Here is a 16,319-nt window from a genome sequence, read left to right as displayed (position 1 = left end):
TTGAACACACAATTAGTTGGCTTAGGTGATACGCAATTTAGCGTGGCGGTATACGTAGAAAAAGCGCCGCCAATGCCGTTTTTTGAAACACTTGAATGCCTAGAACCGGTTATAAATGAGCAAATAAATACCATAAACCAGCACTGTGGTAATGGTTGGCGCAAAGTGTTTAACGTGTATGCAAAAGTGCTATTTTCCCTGCCAAGCGAGCATTACTCATTTGCCAAACAAGCCCCTACTTGGCAACAATATCGCGATGAGTATTTACTGCAAAAAAACGGTAAAACCGCCCTGCTATTTAGCGCGCCCAACATTACTATTACGTGTGCAAATAAAGCTACTAGCAATAAAAACCAGCTACACATAATTGCTGGGCGTACGCACGCTAAAAACTTATTACAACAGGGTAAGTTGCATGCACAATTTGATTGGCTCGACGACGAGTTTGCAATAGACACCAGTAACAACATTATTGTGTGCCCATATTTTGATTACAGGCAGCTAAGTAATATAAAAATTGCGAGATTAAGCGAGCTAGTCGCGCAGCTAAAAAAATAACACATTGTAAGGAACGATCATGGCCGGAATTTTAGAGTTAAACGAATTATTAAAATCAATGCAGCCAGCGCTTAAGCAAGGTGAGTATATTTTTTGTTGCTTAGCAGGGAAATTGGCCGATTATGTTCACTTAGAGCCACTTGCCACTTATGTTGAAGAAGAAGGGCTAACCCTTATTTTAAAAGCTGAAATCGCCGATAAAGCAGGTATTACTTACGAGGGTAAATATAATTTAATTACCCTTAACGTACATTCAAGTTTAGAGGCCGTAGGGCTAACTGCTGCGGTATCTGCAAAGCTGACTGAGCATGGCATTAGCGCTAATGTGGTCGCTGCGTTTTATCACGACCATATTTTTGTACAAACAGATAAAGCACAAGCCGCAATGAAAGCACTTGAAGAGATTGGTTAGGGTTGCTGACACAGTAATGATCTGAGTAATGTGGATATTAGTGCGTCGGGTGGCGCTTCGCTTAACCGACCTACAACAATACAAAAGCTGATATTGCTATAGAGCAACATCAGCTTTTTTGTACACATTTGGACTATTTTCGCAGTATTGTTTATCTACTGGCTCAAGCTTAATTTTTTTACCGGCATTTACTACTACGCATTGAGTGTTTTGATCGAGTTTTTGTTTTTGAATTACGGTAAATTCACCTTCGCTGGCAGCGTATAGATTATACTGATATGCATCGTTGCCACCTTCAAACAATGCGGTAAATAACCCTCCAACTAACCCGCCGATTATTGCCCCACCTATCATTTCTTCTGTATTGCCATCTAAGCTATCTACAAACCCAAAACCAGCTCCTGCGGCTATGCCTGTACCCACTTCTGATGAGAGTGTGACACGTTGCATAGATTCTACCGAGGCGTAATAGCGTTTAATTATTTGATTTTGACCGTTACGGTCAACACCTTGTGATGCGCAACCCGAGAGGAGTAAAACAGCAATTAACGATTTTTTCATGTTGATTCTCTATTTGCTTATGTTGATATAGAAATAGTAAATCTTAAAACATAAAAAATATGTATGTGCTTTGTATGCAGCTGTGAGAAGTTGTAAATGTATGTATAAAATAAAACACCGAGTAAGCATACTCGGTGTTTATGTGGCTATATTACTTAAATTTAAAACTATTTTATTACATATCCGCTAAAACCTAGGGCTTTAAAATACAGCTTCGGAATGCCAAATTTGCACTCGTTTAGCAGTTCGCTAAAGCGCATTCTATCAAGCGGGTAAAACTCATTTTCTAAGTCATGCCCTGTTTGTGTTTTACCTGTTTCGGTTAAACCCAATTGCGCGCACGTTGTAAGCTGGGCTTCGCGCTCAAATGAAGTTTCAGGGGGCATTAAATCTGCAATATAAAGGTTTGCGTCTTTTTTAAGGCTTCCTTTAATTGCTTTTAATAACTCTTTTTTATCGCCGTTATCTTCTAAAAAATGCATTACTAGTAAACATAAAACGGCATCGGCTTTAACCGATAACTTATCAACGGGGCCATTATGTACATCTACGCGGCTTGTTATGCCTTGCTCATCAAATTGCTGCTGTGCGATAGCAAGCATATCGGCTGATGTATCTTGCGCAGTAAATTGCCACGTAGGGTTTAGTCCAGCCAGTGCAAGTACTTCTTTGCCTGTGCCTGCCCCTACTACCAAAATATGTGCATTGTCGCCCAGCGTTGCTTGTAGTTGCGCATTAGTGAGCTGATGTAATAATTCATAACCAGGAACTAAACGGGTTATGCGGCTATCGTATTGTGTTGCTTGCTCGCCTGTAAACGTTGGCATTGTATCTCCTTGTTTTCAGTAATGTTGCTTATAAAACTTCAACTGTGGAATATCCACCTGGCTTTTTGGCTACATGCACTTGAGTGGCTACACGCTCGCTCATTTGTGTTACGTGCGATATAACGCCTACTTTTCTGCCTTGTGCTTGCAAAGAATCCAAAGCGTCCATTGCAATGCTTAGGGTTTCGCTGTCTAACGTACCAAACCCTTCGTCAATAAACAAAGAATTGATTTGTACTTTGTTAGACGAAAGCGATGCTAAACCAAGTGCAAGCGCTAGCGATACTAAAAATGACTCGCCGCCCGAGAGCGTATTAACAGAGCGTTGCTCGTCGGCCATGTCGCGGTCGATAATTGCAATGTCGAGCGTTTGCGCTATGGCGGTTAATTCGTAGCGTTTGTTGAGTGTTTTTAAGTGGCTGTTGGCATAGTGCAGTAATATTCTTAGCGTCTGTGTTTGCGCTAAGTTACGCATTTTTTTACCTTCTTTATCTCCAATTACCTTATTAAGCAAGTGCCACTGATCAACCTGTGTTTTAAGTGTAGTTAACTCAGCCTGCTTACCTTCAAGCGACTTTGCGTTTTGGTTGTGTTGCTCAATAGCGGTATTAGTCGCTAGTAATGCGCTTTGCAGCTGCGTTTGTTGCTCGTTTAAGCTACTTAGTTGAGTATTTGAAGCCTCTACATTTTGTGTTGGTTTATCGCTACTGTTGTGTTTTTCAAGCGTAAGTTGCTGCTGTTTTAATGCGGCATTTGCATCTGTTAACGCTTGAGTTAACTGCTCGTGCTGATTTAAATGCGCTTTAATAGTATCGCTACTGAGCGTTAGTAAAATTTTGACCTGTTCGTGCGTTGCATTGCTATATTGCGCTTTAAAGTCAGTAAACCACTGGTTATAACGTGCCTCAAGTGTTGCTAGTTCTTGGTTGTTTTCAAGTAAGCGTTGCTCCACATTTTTAAGCGTTATAGCGTGCTCATCTCTTTGTTTTATAGCGTCGTCATAAGCTTTTTGACTCGCTTGAACCTGCGATTGTTTTTGCTCTTGCTCACTTGTGAGTTTTGCTTGGTAGTCGTCTGCGCTTATTTGCTCGTTATTAAATAAAGCTAAGCGCTCACTTTGTACCGCGTTTAATAGCGCTTTAGCTTTTACAAGCTCTTCATTAAGTGCTTTTAACGATTGCTCGCTTTTACTAATAAGGGGGGTAAGCTGCTTTATTTGCTCATTAGCTGTGTCTTGGCGCTTTTGGCTTTGCTCAAGTTGCGTTTGAGTTTGCTGATACTGCGTAACTTGCTCGTGCAGCTCGCTAAGTTCAAGTGTATTGGCTTGTAGTTGCTGCCAAAAATCACTGTTTTCAAATTGGCTATTGAGCGTTGTACCAAGCTCGTTAATTTGTGCACTTAGCTCGCTACGCTTACTCGTTATTTGGTTTTGCTGGTGTGTAAGCTCAAGGTGTTTATTACTCAGTTGCTGCTGTATTTTCTGCTCTGCTTTAAGTGCTGCTTGTAGCTCATTTACTTTAGTTTGCAGTGTGCGTTGGCGTTTTTGCTGCTCAAAGTATTGCGCTTTTTGCTGCGTTAATTGCTTATAAGTTACTTCAAGCTGATCAGGCGTTAAGTCGTTAAGCTCACTACGTGCGCCTTGCATAGTATTTTTAATGTCGAGCTGTTTGGTTTTTGCCGTTTGAATTACTTGCTCAAGTTGTCCGTGTTCAGCAGTTAATACGGCATGTTGAGTTTGATGCTTATGCAGCTCGCTTTGTGCATGGTCAAATTGCTTTTTAGCGGCATTAAAAGCATTTTCAAAATCAGTAATTAAGTTGTTTAATTGCTGATTTTGATTTGCCGCGTACGGGTGCTCAGTGGCGCCGCACACTAAACAAGGCTCATTAGGGCGTAGCTCAGTCCGTAAATGCTCTACGTTTTCGCTGGCTCTTAAACGCGCTTGGTTAAGTGCGTACTCGCTACCTTTAAGCGCTTGTTCGCTGGTTATTAAATGCTGATTAAGTAAAGCATGGGCTTGCTGGCTTTTATTTAACTGCTGATTAAGTACTTGTTGGCGTTGAGTGCTTTGTTTTAGTTCTGCGTTAAATTGCTTATAGCGCTCTCGCTGCTCTTTTAAGTAATCAATACTTTTTAGCTGCGCGTCGCAGTGCTCTGCATTAAATTCATTAAGCTGAGTATTTAATGAATTTAATGCAGACTGCTCGCTCGTAAGTAACGCCTCGCACTGCTGTACTTTATTATTTTGCGTATTTAAAAGCTCGCTCTGACTTGCAAGCTCGCTATTAAGGGTTTGGCTTTGTGCAAGGTTTGCAGTTAATTGCTGTTGTGCATTTAAGTAGGTATTAAAGCTTTGCTGATAGTAGCTCCAGTCTTTTGCTAAAACGTGCAGCTGTGCATGCTCATTAAGCCATTGTTGGCTTTTAGTTGAGTTGGTATTAGCGAGTTCTAGCTCGTTATTGCTTTGTTTAAGCTGCTGTGTGATCTCATCAAACTGAGATTGTTCTTTGGTTATTTGCGACTCAGTACCTTTTACTGCTTGAGTTTGCAAGGCAATGTTGCTGTCGAGTTCTCGCGCTTTAGCTATAATAGGCGCTGCATTTTGTTTTTGCTTATTGGCGTTATTAAGTAGCTCGGTATGCTTAGCAAGCGCGGTGTTACGCTCGTTAATTACCGCTAAATGATCAACAATTTTAAGTGATGTTATTTGCTGATCCAACGCCGTATTTTGATCGGTTAATTGAGTGAAACGGCTGCGGTTATCTTTTATTTCAAGCGCCTGCTTGGCTTGTTTTGCCTGCTCGCTTTGTGAGGTAATACTTTCAAGCGCTGAGCTTGCTTGTTGCTGGGTTTGCTGTGCTTGAAGTAAATTTTTCTCAAGCACTGTAGCTTGCTGATACCAGTTAAGTGCTTTTTCGGTTTTGGTTAGCTCTTTTTTAGTATGTTCGGTTTGCGCTTTTAAATCGGTTAACTTGGTTTGTTGTAGCTCAAGTTCTTCTGGTGTTAGCAAAGTATAGCTTTTAAGGCCTGCTTTAAGCGCTTCAAGCTTTGCTACTTGCTCTTTATGGCGCTCAAAAATACGCACGCCAATACGGCTAAATTTATCGGTGCCTGTTAAACACTCTAAAAGCTGCGCTCGCTCATCGCCAGTGGCTTTTAAAAATGCAGCAAACTCATGTTGCGCTAAAAGTACGGCACGGGAGAACTGCTCAAAGTTAAGCCCTATTTTGCTCTCAACTTCTTTTATTGTGTGGCTTTTGTCAGCTATTAAGGTTTCGTCTGGCAGGGTTACTAAGGTGTGCTCTGCTACTTTAAGTTTGCCTGTTACTTTTTTATGGGTGCGTGAAACTGTATAACGCGCTCGGTAAAGCTGTTTATCTTGCCCTAAAAAGTCAACCTCGGCGTAGCCTTCCCATGTACCTCTGCGTAGTAGGTTCCGCGCATCATTAAGCTTAATGCTGTCGCCATTAAACTCAATTAAGTTACCTTTATCGCCGCGTAGCCTCGCTGTTTTTGTATAAAGGGCTAAACATATCGCATCTAAAAAAGTACTTTTACCTGCACCGGTATCGCCTGTGATGGCAAATAAGCCTGCATCTTTTAATGGGGCCTGAGTAAAGTCTATTTCAGCATCAACTATTGAAGCTAAATTATGAATACGAACTGCGGTTATTTTCATAGTTGTTCTTGCTCCGTAAGCTCGTTTATGACATCACTTAAAAGTGCTTTTAGCTCATCGGGTACGCTTTGCCCTGCCATGTCTTTATCGTTTGCGAATGCTTGTTCTAATAGGTTTAGTGGGTTGAGCATTTCAACTTCGCTTAAATCTTCAAATACGGTGTCGTTGTCATTTTGCGCTGATTGTTCACGTACACGTTCAATACCACAAAATTTAATATGCTTACCTTCAAGTGCTTGTTCTATTTGTTCTCTGAAGGTGGTGTCGGTATCGCTTGATTTAAGCTTTACCCGTAAATAAGGCGCTATTGTATTTTGTGCGATGTCGAGCGCTTTAATTTGCTCGCATAGTTCGCTCAATGGTACACACTCCCCTTTTGGTAATATAATTACATCGGCAGAGCGCGGAATGTAAAGGGGGTTTACAGTTGTACTAATGTTTTGTTTTTCATCAGTAATAAACTCAACAACATTTACTTGGTGCGTGTAGTTACGCTCTGAAAACGACATAGGGATAGGTGTACCGCTGTAGCGAATAATATCGCTTTTAGCGACTTGTTGCGCTTTGTGTAAATGCCCAAGGGCAACGTAGTTGGCTTGTTTACCAAATACATTGGCTGAAATAGACTCCTCCCCACCGATTACTAAGTTACGCTCAGAATCACTTGAGATATCACCGCCTTTTGCGTGTAAATGGCCCATTACTATTAATGGTGAGTTTTGCTCGTTTATATTAGTAGCTTGTTCTAGTGCAAGCTCGTAAGCTTTTGTAACGCCTTGAGCATAACTAGGGCCGCTTTCAGTTTGGCTAAGTAAACTTACATCGCTTGCCCGTAAAAATGGCATAGCGACGATTACAGCGCGTTTGCCATTGGTATTTATGGTAATAACAGTTTCATCGGGTGTTGCGACATCAAAGCGCCCTACTACGTGAGTATCAAACTGTGCAAGTAATGGCTGAGCTGCCAAAATACGATTTGCAGAGTCGTGGTTACCCGCAATAATTACTACATGTAACTGTGGGCATGCCTTTTTGGCGTCTTTAATAAATTGGTAAAGCTGATTTTCGGCGCTAGCGCTTGGAGTCGCGGTATGATAAATATCGCCAGCAACTAAAAGTAAGTCTATTTGTTGTTCAACAAGAGAGGCTAATAACCATGTAAAAAAGGCTTGATGTTCAACACGGCGGTCGTGTTCATAAAATTGTTGGCCAAGGTGCCAATCTGAGGTGTGGAGGACTTTCATGTCGCGCTCTTAAAAAACCAGTAAGAGCGCTAATATACCCAAGGTAATTAAAGATGCAAGCCTAAGGACCATTTTAAGGTTAGGTTAAACTATACCAGCCTACAAAAATAATCGGTAATGCTAGCAATGCCATAATTAGTGGGTACTTTAGTGTTTTAGTTTGTTTAGTTTGTAGCACTTTTAAAGCATTAACTTCGTTACATGCTGCTACTTTATCAATGTAAAAATAACCAGAATCGAGATACTGTTTACAGTTGTTCTCATTTGCCGGGATAGCAATTAGTTCTTGTTGTTTTTTTAGGATATAAAAATCCATGAGTCCACCGCATTTATTGCTACTAATCTATATTTATTTGAGGATAAATGTGACGAATTTATTTGCCTCAAATAAAAGGGTGGGCGATTTTAAATACAAACAGCATTAAAGATCAATAAAAATATTAACTATTTTTAATTTATCGTATAAATAGCCAATATTATTGAGATTGCAGCAATATTTACGCCAATAATAATGCGTTTCTTATTACTTTTTTGTATGGATGGGAACCTTTTTAGCGCATCTTGTTTATCGCACGCATATATCACATTTACAAATTTGTAGTTATACCAATTGCATTAAATTAGTGATCTATTATAGCGATAAGAAAATAGCTCAATAACAAGGCTAAAATTATGATACATAGTTGTTCTATATAAATAATTTTTAACGTAGTTAGTGACAGGCATTGATCAGACCCCTAGGCAACTTTTTGGATTTTATATAAATGCAACGCATGTCCACCAATGAGCCTTATTATCTTTTCCCTGAACTCATCAAAACCATCCAAGCTGATTTTGTCGCCTTGCTGGAGTAGATTAATTCCCTCAAAACACTGAAAGACCCAACGTAATGTTGGGTTAGATATTTCTTTATTGATTTGATTCGCTATCGTGGCTTTTTCTTTTTTCATATTCGCTCTCATTCGTCTTTGCGCGATTGAATAAACTAACAATGAAAGTGTCATCACCATCAACAGAGCATCTATTCTACTTGGCTTTTTGATAAATAATGATGAAACAAAAAACAAGGGGTCTTTTAAAAACCTAAACCCTTTTTCTACTTCAGATTGTGCTTTGTAATGCTTAAGTAAACCTACTGGTGAAAGGGCTTCTTTATCAATATTCGTTGCTAATACGAAGCATGACTTTTGTTCTACAATCTGTTTTATTGCGCTTTCGTTTTCTTCAATTTCTGCCGTGATTTGCCATTCAATATTTTTTACTGGCGCATCTTTTTTAGGTCGCCCTTTACCTTCATAGACTTTATGCTTAATAAATTGCTGAGTCGCTATTTGATGATGCTTCATCTTTTTCGCTAATTTATCTAATGCGCGTTGTGCGTCAGTTTGACAAGCGAAACGTTGAGCTTGTAAATGGAAGAGGTCTTTTTTGATGCCTGTGTGTGCTCGCTCAACTTGTCGAACAATGCTTTTTTGTGCTCGGCTATTAGCTGCTTTTGAATAAATAATCATCCATCTTTGCTTTATCCCCATATGCTCAATCTCTTCAACAACATATTGATAGTTATCATCAATATTAACCCATTGGTTGGCTGCTATGGCTGTACTTATAGAGGATTTTTCAAGAGAAATTGTTGAAGGTACTAGCGTGAGAAATTGAATTTTGGTTAAAAACTCAGCATTACTTTTATGATAAAGTTTACAGTCTGCCACAAGGTATTTAGGAGCTTGGCTTTTTTTGAACTCGTCAACAAGCGCCTTACTTCGCGCTTTAAAAATAGCGGTGTCTGCGCTGTTACCATCCCAGTTTTTACATGCAAGCGGGATCCCACCATCTTGGCTAACAATGATTTCTTGTACGACTTGTTTTAAATCAGGACGGTGAGCCTTGCTATAGCCATGAGTAATTTTAATGACGTTTTCATCACTATCTCCATCATCAAAAGCATATTCACCTGTCAGTGAGTGACTCGTTGTATCAAGTGATTCAAAGGTTTTATCAACTTGTTCTATTTCACATGCTTGTCCGGAGACTAATGAAAATAAGCTTTCACAGCCAAACTCGAAGCATTGATCGAGAGTTCTACCAAGTTTGTGACGATTAAAATGTGATGCTTGAACCCCTTCACGAAATAAATGTTCAAGAGGCAAGTTAGTAAAAAATTGAGGGCTGAGTGATAAAGGTCGATTGGCAAAACCGAGTCCATTCATGATCATGCCTTTTACAGCTTCACCGGGGGTGATTTCTTGTTTATCGTCTTGAGGTAAGTATTGATCTAAAAGGCTGACAATTTTTAAGTCTTCTATAACACCTGAAACAATACCGTGATGGTCTAACCGTTTGATTTTTAGATTCATATACACCTCAAAGTTGAGATGTTATTTTATCAAATTAAAGAGAATTAAGCGTTTAAATTAAATCGAAATTTTTGAAATTGGTCTGATCAATGTCTGTTAGTGAGTTATTTAATACGTTAGGGCCTGTTGACCTTTCAGAATTAAAATTTGTTCAATCTAGGGGGGATTTAATCGCGGCGCGAGGTTTGTAACCTAGTGGGCTAAGTAAAAACCGAGCAACAAAGAGTAAATTGCCCCTAGAAAGAACCCAAAGGGCAGCGCATGTTTGGCATTTATGCTGCGTTATCGCCTATTTATGTGGAATAACCACACTACACAGGCTCTGCCTTGCCTAAATACCAAACAGTCTGCTGCAAATTCAACCTCGAAAGATAAACAGACCCTAGAGTGATCATGTTTTAATAAAATTGGTATTATAAGCTTGGTAAATTTCAAGGATTAACTTCTGTGCAGGAATTGCTTCGAGTTGCTGCTCTTTTTTATAATATAAAATTTCATAGCAATCTCCACTTTTCAAGTTAGACATTCTCACTGTAGCTATTAGCGATGAATTAGGCCTGAACCTCATAGATTCAAGTGCTTATCCCTATTTTGTTTGGCGCGGTGTTGGTGTTTTGTAAACCCCCTTTACAGTTTTAATCTTGCGTATATTGGTTATGGTTGAACTTATATAAAAGTGCTGTAAATTTTTGGTGAATATCACCTTATAAAAGCGACACTTTATCGCTAATTTATTGAAGCTAAGCTGTTATTTTGTCAAAGTACCCTTACTAAAATTTATCAGGACTAACAATGAAAAAAATAGGTCTTACGCTGAGCGCTTTTGTATTGCCACTGGCAATGTCGAGTGTTGTTATGGCGTCTTCAGTTGAGCAAACAAAAGGTTCTTACGTTGATAAGTTTCGTCAATTAGACGAAGCGCTTCCTACACCAAATGTATATCGTAGTGCTGCAGGTGAACCAGGTGAAAAATACTGGCAGCAACGTGTTAACTACGATATTGATGTAAAGCTAGATGAAAAAAAGCACCGTATTACGGGTAGCCAAAGTATTGAATACAAAAATAACTCACCACATACGCTTAAATATTTATGGTTACAGCTAGATCAAAATATTTTTAAAAGTGACTCTATTGCCGAAACAACTAAAACGTTTAAAAGTACGTTAAAAAGCCTACCAGCTCAAAAGCCTGCTAAATTAAGTTTAGGTGAGCTACGTCGTCAGCAATTTATGAGCGACAACGAACTGGGTTATACAATTAGTGGCGTAAAAGATGACGATGGTAAAGAACTGCGCGTAACTGTAGTTGATACCTTAATGCGTATTGATTTAAATGAGCCATTAAAACCAGGTAAAGAAGTCGAATTTAGCATGAACTTTGCCTTCAACATTGTTGAAGAAGATGCAGTCGGTGCGCGCTCTGGTTATGAGCATTTTGAAGAAGATGGCAACGACATATTCTTAATTGCTCAGTGGTTCCCTCGTTTAGCAGCTTATACCGATTACGAAGCATGGACAAACAAGCCATTTTTAGGTTCTGGTGAATTTACACTTGAGTTTGGTGATTACGATGTTGAGATTACCGTTCCTGCGGATCACATTGTATCGGCAACAGGTAAGCTTGATAACGCGAGCAAAGTACTAACAAGTACGCAGCGCAAACGTTTAAAGCAAGCTGAAACATCTAAGCGTCCTGTATTTATTGTTAACGCAGAAGAAGCGCTAGAAAACGAAAAAGAAGGCACAGACAAAACTAAAACGTGGCACTTTAAAGCACAGAATGTTCGTGACTTTGCTTGGGCGTCGTCTCGTAAGTTTATGTGGGATGCAAAAGGTTATCAGCAAGGTGGTGACGTTCAGCCTTTAGTTATGGCAATGTCGTTCTTCCCTAAAGAAGGTGGTGACTTATGGGAGAAGTACTCAACTGAAGCGGTAGTACACACAATGGAAGTGTACTCTAAGTATTCTTTTGACTACCCATACCCAACTGCACAGTCGGTTAATGGCCCCGTTGGTGGTATGGAATACCCAATGATTACCTTTAACGGTCCGCGTACTAAGTTACAAGATGATGGTACTCGTACTTATTCACAAGCTGAAAAGCGCTTTTTACTTGGTGTAGTTATTCATGAAGTTGGGCATTTTTACTTCCCGATGATTGTGAACTCAGATGAGCGTCAATGGACGTGGATGGATGAAGGCTTAAACAGCTTTTTAGATGGTGTTGCTGGTCGTGAATGGGATCCTACTATTCCTTGGGGTGTTGAGCCTCGCGATATCGTAAGCTACATGAAGTCAGAAGTCCAAGTACCAATTATGACTCAGTCAGACAGCGTATTACGTTTAGGCCCTAATGCTTATACTAAGCCTGCCGCAGCCCTTAATATTTTACGTGAAGTAATTTTAGGCCGTGACTTATTCGACTTTGCATTTAAAGAGTATGCTCAGCGCTGGAAATACAAGCGCCCTACTCCAGCTGATTTTTTCCGTACAATGGAAGAAGCCTCCGGTGTTGATTTAGATTGGTTTTGGCGTGGCTGGTTTTACACCACAGACCATGTTGATATCTCTTTAGATAAAGTGTATCAACTACGTTTAGACACTAAAAACCCTGATATTGATTACAGCCGTTTACGTGATATTGAAGCAGATAAGCCTACGTCATTATTTGTTGAGCGTAACCGCGCAGAAGGTAAAAAAACATGGGTTGAGAAAAATCCGGATGTTACCGACTTTTATGACGAAAACGACCGCTTTACTGTAACCAATAAAGAACGTAACTCGTACAACAAGTTTTTAAAAGGCTTAGAGCCGTGGGAGCGTAAAACGCTTGAACGTGCTTTAGAAGAAGATAAAAACTATTATGTAATGGAATTTTCAAACCTAGGTGGTTTGGTAATGCCTATATTACTTGAGCTAACATATGAAGATGGCACTAAAGAAGAGCGTTATATTCCTGCTGAAATTTGGCGTCGTAATTATAAAAACGTCCAAAAGCTGATTGTTACCGACAAAAACAAGCCGCTTGTATCAGTGACTGTCGATCCAGGTTGGGAAACAGCTGATGTAGATGTTGAAAACAACAATTACCCTCGTCGCATTATTCCTTCACGTATTGAAGTGTTTAAAAAGGAAAAGAGTAAAGCTAAAGTGAGTCGCGATATCATGCAAGATATTAAAACTGAGCTTAAAAACGATGAGAAAAAAGACGAAAAGGATGACGGTGAGGAGCAGCAATAATGCGCTTTTTGCTTATTATTGTTTGCCTTTTAGTTGCTGTGCCAAGTATAGCGCATCAACTAAAATCGTCAGTTACAACGGTGCTTTTTAACAAACGAACGCATAATGTTGAGTTAATGCATCGCTTTTATTTACACGATACCGAACATGCCGTAGGAACATTATTTGAAGGCAAAATCGATATTATTAGTAATAAAGCCGATCAACAACGTTTTGCTAAGTATGTTGAATCGCACGTTGCGCTACAAACACTAAGTGGTGAACCTCTACCGCTTAGCTTTGTAGGCGCACAAGTTGATGGAAAGTTTTTTTGGGTTTACCAAGAAGCACCTATCCCAAAAGGGATTGAAGGGATTAAAATGAGTAATGGTGCACTGCGTGATTTATGGCCAACTCAGGTGAATATGGTTAATGTTGAGGGGAAAGGTAGGATTAAAACCTTAAACTTTGCCCAAGATGATACGTGGCTTGAAGCCCGCTTCGAGCAAAATTAATTATTATTTGAATAAACCTTTCCCAATCTACGCGCACTGTAATTAATGTGCGCGTATTCTCTTCTTTTGTTTAAGATACATTCATAATTGATCTGTACTATGTAAAGTAAAGTAACGTAAAATCAATCAACTTGTATTGTATATTTATCTTGTTTCGCGCAATCTAAAGGTAACTACTAAGTTTTTATTTTTCTTTATTATCAGTTGATTGATGTGTTTTACGCATTATTAATTTAAATGTAGTTGATGTTATTTCCCCATAATTTGGGCATAAGTAGTAGAGCATTTTATGTTTAAAGTACGTTTAGTAAATTATTATTACACCCAAGGAATGATATGACGACTCAGATAGAGGCTATTCATGGTGTTATTTTTGATTTAGATGGCACATTGGTATCGTCTGAATTAGATTTTTCGCTTATAAAAGCACAAATAGGCTGTCCTTGTGAGCAGGACTTACTCGATTTTATAGCGCAACTCCCATCACCTTACATGCGTGAAGAAGCTATGAATATTGTGCATCAGCATGAGTTACTCGATGCTCAACATGCCACGTTATTACCAGGTGTTAGCGAGGCTATTGCACAGTTAAAAGCTAAAAAAATTCCAATGGCTATAGTTACTCGAAACTTTGATAAAGCAGCATCAATAAAACTTCAGAATAATCCATTACCTATCAGCACGGTTTTAACGCGAAGTGACGCACCCGCAAAACCAGATCCAAGTGCATTAAATGCAATTGCTACGCTTTGGGATATTAGTTCTGCTAATTTGCTCTACGTTGGTGATTACTTATATGACATACAAGCTGCACACAACGCAGATATGCGTGCTTGTTTATATGCTCCTGATGTAACTCCTGGTTATGCAGATCAAGCTGACTACGTTTTACATGACTTTTATGAGCTAGTTGGATTAATTGATAGTTACTCAGAAAATTAGAGTTATGTTAAATAGCGTGTTACTTAATTTAATTAGTAATAAGTAGTACACTATTTAAATTACAGAACTAGCCCAATACGTTTTGAATTGGTAAAATACTGCAAAACGTAACGTATTCATTAGAGGCACAAAATGGGCAGAGCATTTGTAGTTCGTCAAAGTTCTATGATCAAAACGGCTAATGCTAAAACGAAAATAAACTCAAGGTATGGTAAAGAGATTTACGTTGCAGCAAAAAGTGGTGAACCCGATCCCGAAGTAAATCAAACATTACGCCGCCTAATCGAAAAAGCTAAAAAAGACCAAGTTCCCGCACACGTTATTGAAAAAGCAATTGAGAAAGCAGCCGGTGGAGCAGGGGAAGACTATTCAGTTGCCCGTTACGAAGGCTATGGCCCTGGTAATTGCATGGTTATTGTTGACTGTTTGACCGATAATCCGAACCGTACTATCAAAGATGTACGTTTGCCATTTACTAAAACAGACTCAAAAATTGGTACTCCTGGCTGTGTAGCGCATATGTTTGATCATTATGCGGTACTTGGCTTTGCAGGCGATGACGATGAAGTCGTATTAGAAGCATTAATGATGGCTGATGTTGATGTAACCGACGTTGAAGCCGAGGACGGTAAAATATCGGTATTTGCACCGCCAACAGAATACTTCAAAGCTAAAATAGCCCTTGAAGACGCATTTGAAGGCATTAACTTTGAAGTAGATGAAATTACGTTTATTCCTCAAGTTAATATTGAAATTGAAGACGAAGAAGTTATCGCTAACTTCGATAAGTTTATAAATATGCTTGAAGATTGTGACGATGTACAAAATATTTATCACAATGCCATTGTAAAAAATTAAACGTGAACGGTTATAAACTTTAAAAAGCGTGTTTTGTGTATGCAAAACACGTTTTTTACGTTTCTTGAATTCAAGTATTAAGTGCAATCATTATGCAGCCACCAGAACTTCTGATTGCCCCGTAAATAACTCATGAGGGGTTTTATACCCTCTTGTTTTTCTTGGCCGATGGTTGAGCTTATCAACTGCCGCCTGTATTTCTGCTTCACTTAGCGACATAAAGTCAGTTCCCTTGGGGAAGAAGCGTCTAAGTAAGCCGTTGGTATTCTCATTTATGCCCCGCTCCCATGATGAATATGGGTGAGCGAAATACACATCCGCTTCTAATTTTTGTGCAACATGCTCATGGTGAGCAAACTCTTTTCCATTATCTAAAGTCACGGTAATAACCTTACCTTTATAGGGTGTCATACACTTGATCAGCGCATCGGCTGTTATTTTCGCATGCTTGCTTTCAATTCTGTGAACGACTGTATATAACGTTTTACGTTCAACCATTGTAACAAGGGCATTTTTACGCCCTTTGCCTATCACTGTATCGCCCTCCCAATCACCAATCCTAGACTTTGAATCCACAATACTTGGGCGTTCATCAATACTGACTCGATTAACTATCTGTCCACGTTTATCGTAGCTTCCATAGCGTTTTTTATACTTTTTACATGCACGAGTGAGTGTCTTATGTAGTTCACCACCACGAGCCTTGTCTCTGTAAATATATTGATAAATCGTTTCATGATGCAAAACGACCTTTTTCTCTAAAGCTAAGCGGCCTGCCACCTGCTCTGGCGAAAGTCCGTCAACCAACAATTTATTAATCCAGTCAGTAACATCATCTGTTAACTTACTTGCTTTGAAAGATGACTTGCGTCTTTGCTCTGCAAAATTATTGGCTTGGTTAGGTCGATAGCCTTTAAGCCCTTTATTGCGTTTTAACTCTCTAGAGATAGATGACGGTGAACGAGTGAGTTCATCAGCTATCTGTTTTTGGTTATTTCCTGCTTTTATTAACGCGTAAATCTGGTATCTTTCTGCTTGTGTCAGCTGTTTATATTTCATTAAAGCAATTTCCTTTGGCGAGAGAATGGCCGAATTATAACAGCTGGCCATCTAATCTGAGAAATTGCACTTATTATCCGAATTTAGG

The 16,319-nt window shown here is 39.3% G+C and carries 13 protein-coding genes; 6 read left to right on the top strand and 7 right to left on the bottom strand.

The annotated features are described in order from the left end of the window. A complete protein-coding gene (locus AC0VZ4_RS24705; protein ID WP_475441933.1) occupies window positions 1-558 on the top strand; it encodes a DUF6942 family protein in 558 nt (185 codons plus the stop codon). Window positions 559-577: 19 nt separating this feature from the next. Continuing rightward, entirely contained in the window at window positions 578-970 is a 393-nt protein-coding gene (locus AC0VZ4_RS24700; protein WP_475441932.1) for an ACT domain-containing protein, read from the top strand. A gap of 96 nt (window positions 971-1,066) precedes the next feature. On the opposite strand, the gene AC0VZ4_RS24695 is transcribed toward AC0VZ4_RS24700, so the two are convergent. The 6 genes from AC0VZ4_RS24695 to AC0VZ4_RS24670 all read right to left on the bottom strand — a co-directional run bounded on the left by AC0VZ4_RS24695 (window position 1,067) and on the right by AC0VZ4_RS24670 (window position 9,638). After that, window positions 1,067-1,531, bottom strand: a complete 465-nt coding sequence (locus tag AC0VZ4_RS24695) for a hypothetical protein (protein WP_475441931.1) — start codon at window positions 1,529-1,531, stop codon at window positions 1,067-1,069. Between the two features lie 167 nt (window positions 1,532-1,698). Next, on the bottom strand, window positions 1,699-2,358 hold the full coding sequence (locus AC0VZ4_RS24690) for a class I SAM-dependent methyltransferase (protein WP_475441930.1): 660 nt from the start codon (window positions 2,356-2,358) through the stop codon (window positions 1,699-1,701). Between the two features lie 28 nt (window positions 2,359-2,386). Beyond that, window positions 2,387-6,037, bottom strand: a complete 3,651-nt coding sequence (locus AC0VZ4_RS24685) for an AAA family ATPase (RefSeq protein ID WP_475441929.1) — start codon at window positions 6,035-6,037, stop codon at window positions 2,387-2,389. Continuing rightward, complete coding sequence (locus AC0VZ4_RS24680) at window positions 6,034-7,281, bottom strand: exonuclease SbcCD subunit D C-terminal domain-containing protein (protein WP_475441928.1); 1,248 nt, start codon at window positions 7,279-7,281, stop codon at window positions 6,034-6,036. The genes AC0VZ4_RS24685 and AC0VZ4_RS24680 overlap by 4 nt, the downstream gene beginning before the upstream one ends. 79 nt (window positions 7,282-7,360) lie before the next feature. After that, the gene (locus tag AC0VZ4_RS24675) at window positions 7,361-7,597 is read right to left on the bottom strand and encodes a hypothetical protein (RefSeq protein WP_007376681.1); all 237 of its coding nucleotides are present in this window, start codon (window positions 7,595-7,597) and stop codon (window positions 7,361-7,363) included. 421 nt (window positions 7,598-8,018) lie between these two features. Further along, on the bottom strand, window positions 8,019-9,638 hold the full coding sequence (locus tag AC0VZ4_RS24670) for an IS1634 family transposase (RefSeq protein WP_475439728.1): 1,620 nt from the start codon (window positions 9,636-9,638) through the stop codon (window positions 8,019-8,021). A 792-nt stretch (window positions 9,639-10,430) separates the two neighbouring features. Between AC0VZ4_RS24670 and AC0VZ4_RS24665 the strand changes: the two genes are divergently transcribed. The 4 genes from AC0VZ4_RS24665 to AC0VZ4_RS24650 all read left to right on the top strand — a co-directional run bounded on the left by AC0VZ4_RS24665 (window position 10,431) and on the right by AC0VZ4_RS24650 (window position 15,172). Then, window positions 10,431-12,878: a M1 family metallopeptidase gene (locus AC0VZ4_RS24665; protein WP_475441927.1), complete on the top strand. Its 2,448-nt coding sequence runs from the start codon at window positions 10,431-10,433 to the stop codon at window positions 12,876-12,878. Next, a complete protein-coding gene (locus AC0VZ4_RS24660) occupies window positions 12,878-13,372 on the top strand; it encodes a DUF6702 family protein (protein ID WP_475441926.1) in 495 nt (164 codons plus the stop codon). Before AC0VZ4_RS24665 ends, AC0VZ4_RS24660 begins: the two co-directional genes overlap by 1 nt. Window positions 13,373-13,708: 336 nt before the next feature. Beyond that, a complete protein-coding gene (locus tag AC0VZ4_RS24655; RefSeq protein WP_475441925.1) occupies window positions 13,709-14,314 on the top strand; it encodes an HAD family hydrolase in 606 nt (201 codons plus the stop codon). A 132-nt stretch (window positions 14,315-14,446) separates the two neighbouring features. Then, window positions 14,447-15,172, top strand: coding sequence for a YebC/PmpR family DNA-binding transcriptional regulator (locus AC0VZ4_RS24650; protein ID WP_475441924.1), 726 nt, complete (start codon window positions 14,447-14,449; stop codon window positions 15,170-15,172). 90 nt (window positions 15,173-15,262) lie between these two features. Here the strand turns inward: AC0VZ4_RS24650 and AC0VZ4_RS24645 are convergent, their stop codons facing one another. Further along, window positions 15,263-16,231 carry an IS30 family transposase gene (locus AC0VZ4_RS24645; protein WP_475439697.1) on the bottom strand — a complete coding sequence of 323 codons (969 nt, stop codon included), beginning with the start codon at window positions 16,229-16,231 and terminating at the stop codon, window positions 15,263-15,265. Window positions 16,232-16,319 lie beyond the last annotated feature (88 nt).

Source organism: Pseudoalteromonas sp. QJM3NY_22, assembly GCF_056173065.1.
Note: the sequence above shows the minus strand (reverse complement) of the source record. Positions and strands in the feature narration are given on the sequence as shown.

Excerpts from the sequence above, each read along its gene's own strand:
- AC0VZ4_RS24665 (WP_475441927.1), top strand. The coding sequence starts at position 10,431 with ATGAAAAAAATAGGTCTTACGCTGAGCGCTTTTGTATTGCCACTGGCA.
- AC0VZ4_RS24655 (WP_475441925.1), top strand. The coding sequence starts at position 13,709 with ATGACGACTCAGATAGAGGCTATTCATGGTGTTATTTTTGATTTAGAT.
- AC0VZ4_RS24650 (WP_475441924.1), top strand. The coding sequence starts at position 14,447 with ATGGGCAGAGCATTTGTAGTTCGTCAAAGTTCTATGATCAAAACGGCT.
- AC0VZ4_RS24690 (WP_475441930.1), bottom strand. The coding sequence starts at position 2,358 with ATGCCAACGTTTACAGGCGAGCAAGCAACACAATACGATAGCCGCATA.
- AC0VZ4_RS24645 (WP_475439697.1), bottom strand. The coding sequence starts at position 16,231 with ATGAAATATAAACAGCTGACACAAGCAGAAAGATACCAGATTTACGCG.
- AC0VZ4_RS24670 (WP_475439728.1), bottom strand. The coding sequence starts at position 9,638 with ATGAATCTAAAAATCAAACGGTTAGACCATCACGGTATTGTTTCAGGT.
- AC0VZ4_RS24680 (WP_475441928.1), bottom strand. The coding sequence starts at position 7,281 with ATGAAAGTCCTCCACACCTCAGATTGGCACCTTGGCCAACAATTTTAT.
- AC0VZ4_RS24675 (WP_007376681.1), bottom strand. The coding sequence starts at position 7,597 with ATGGATTTTTATATCCTAAAAAAACAACAAGAACTAATTGCTATCCCG.
- AC0VZ4_RS24700 (WP_475441932.1), top strand. The coding sequence starts at position 578 with ATGGCCGGAATTTTAGAGTTAAACGAATTATTAAAATCAATGCAGCCA.
- AC0VZ4_RS24660 (WP_475441926.1), top strand. The coding sequence starts at position 12,878 with ATGCGCTTTTTGCTTATTATTGTTTGCCTTTTAGTTGCTGTGCCAAGT.
- AC0VZ4_RS24685 (WP_475441929.1), bottom strand. The coding sequence starts at position 6,037 with ATGAAAATAACCGCAGTTCGTATTCATAATTTAGCTTCAATAGTTGAT.
- AC0VZ4_RS24695 (WP_475441931.1), bottom strand. The coding sequence starts at position 1,531 with ATGAAAAAATCGTTAATTGCTGTTTTACTCCTCTCGGGTTGCGCATCA.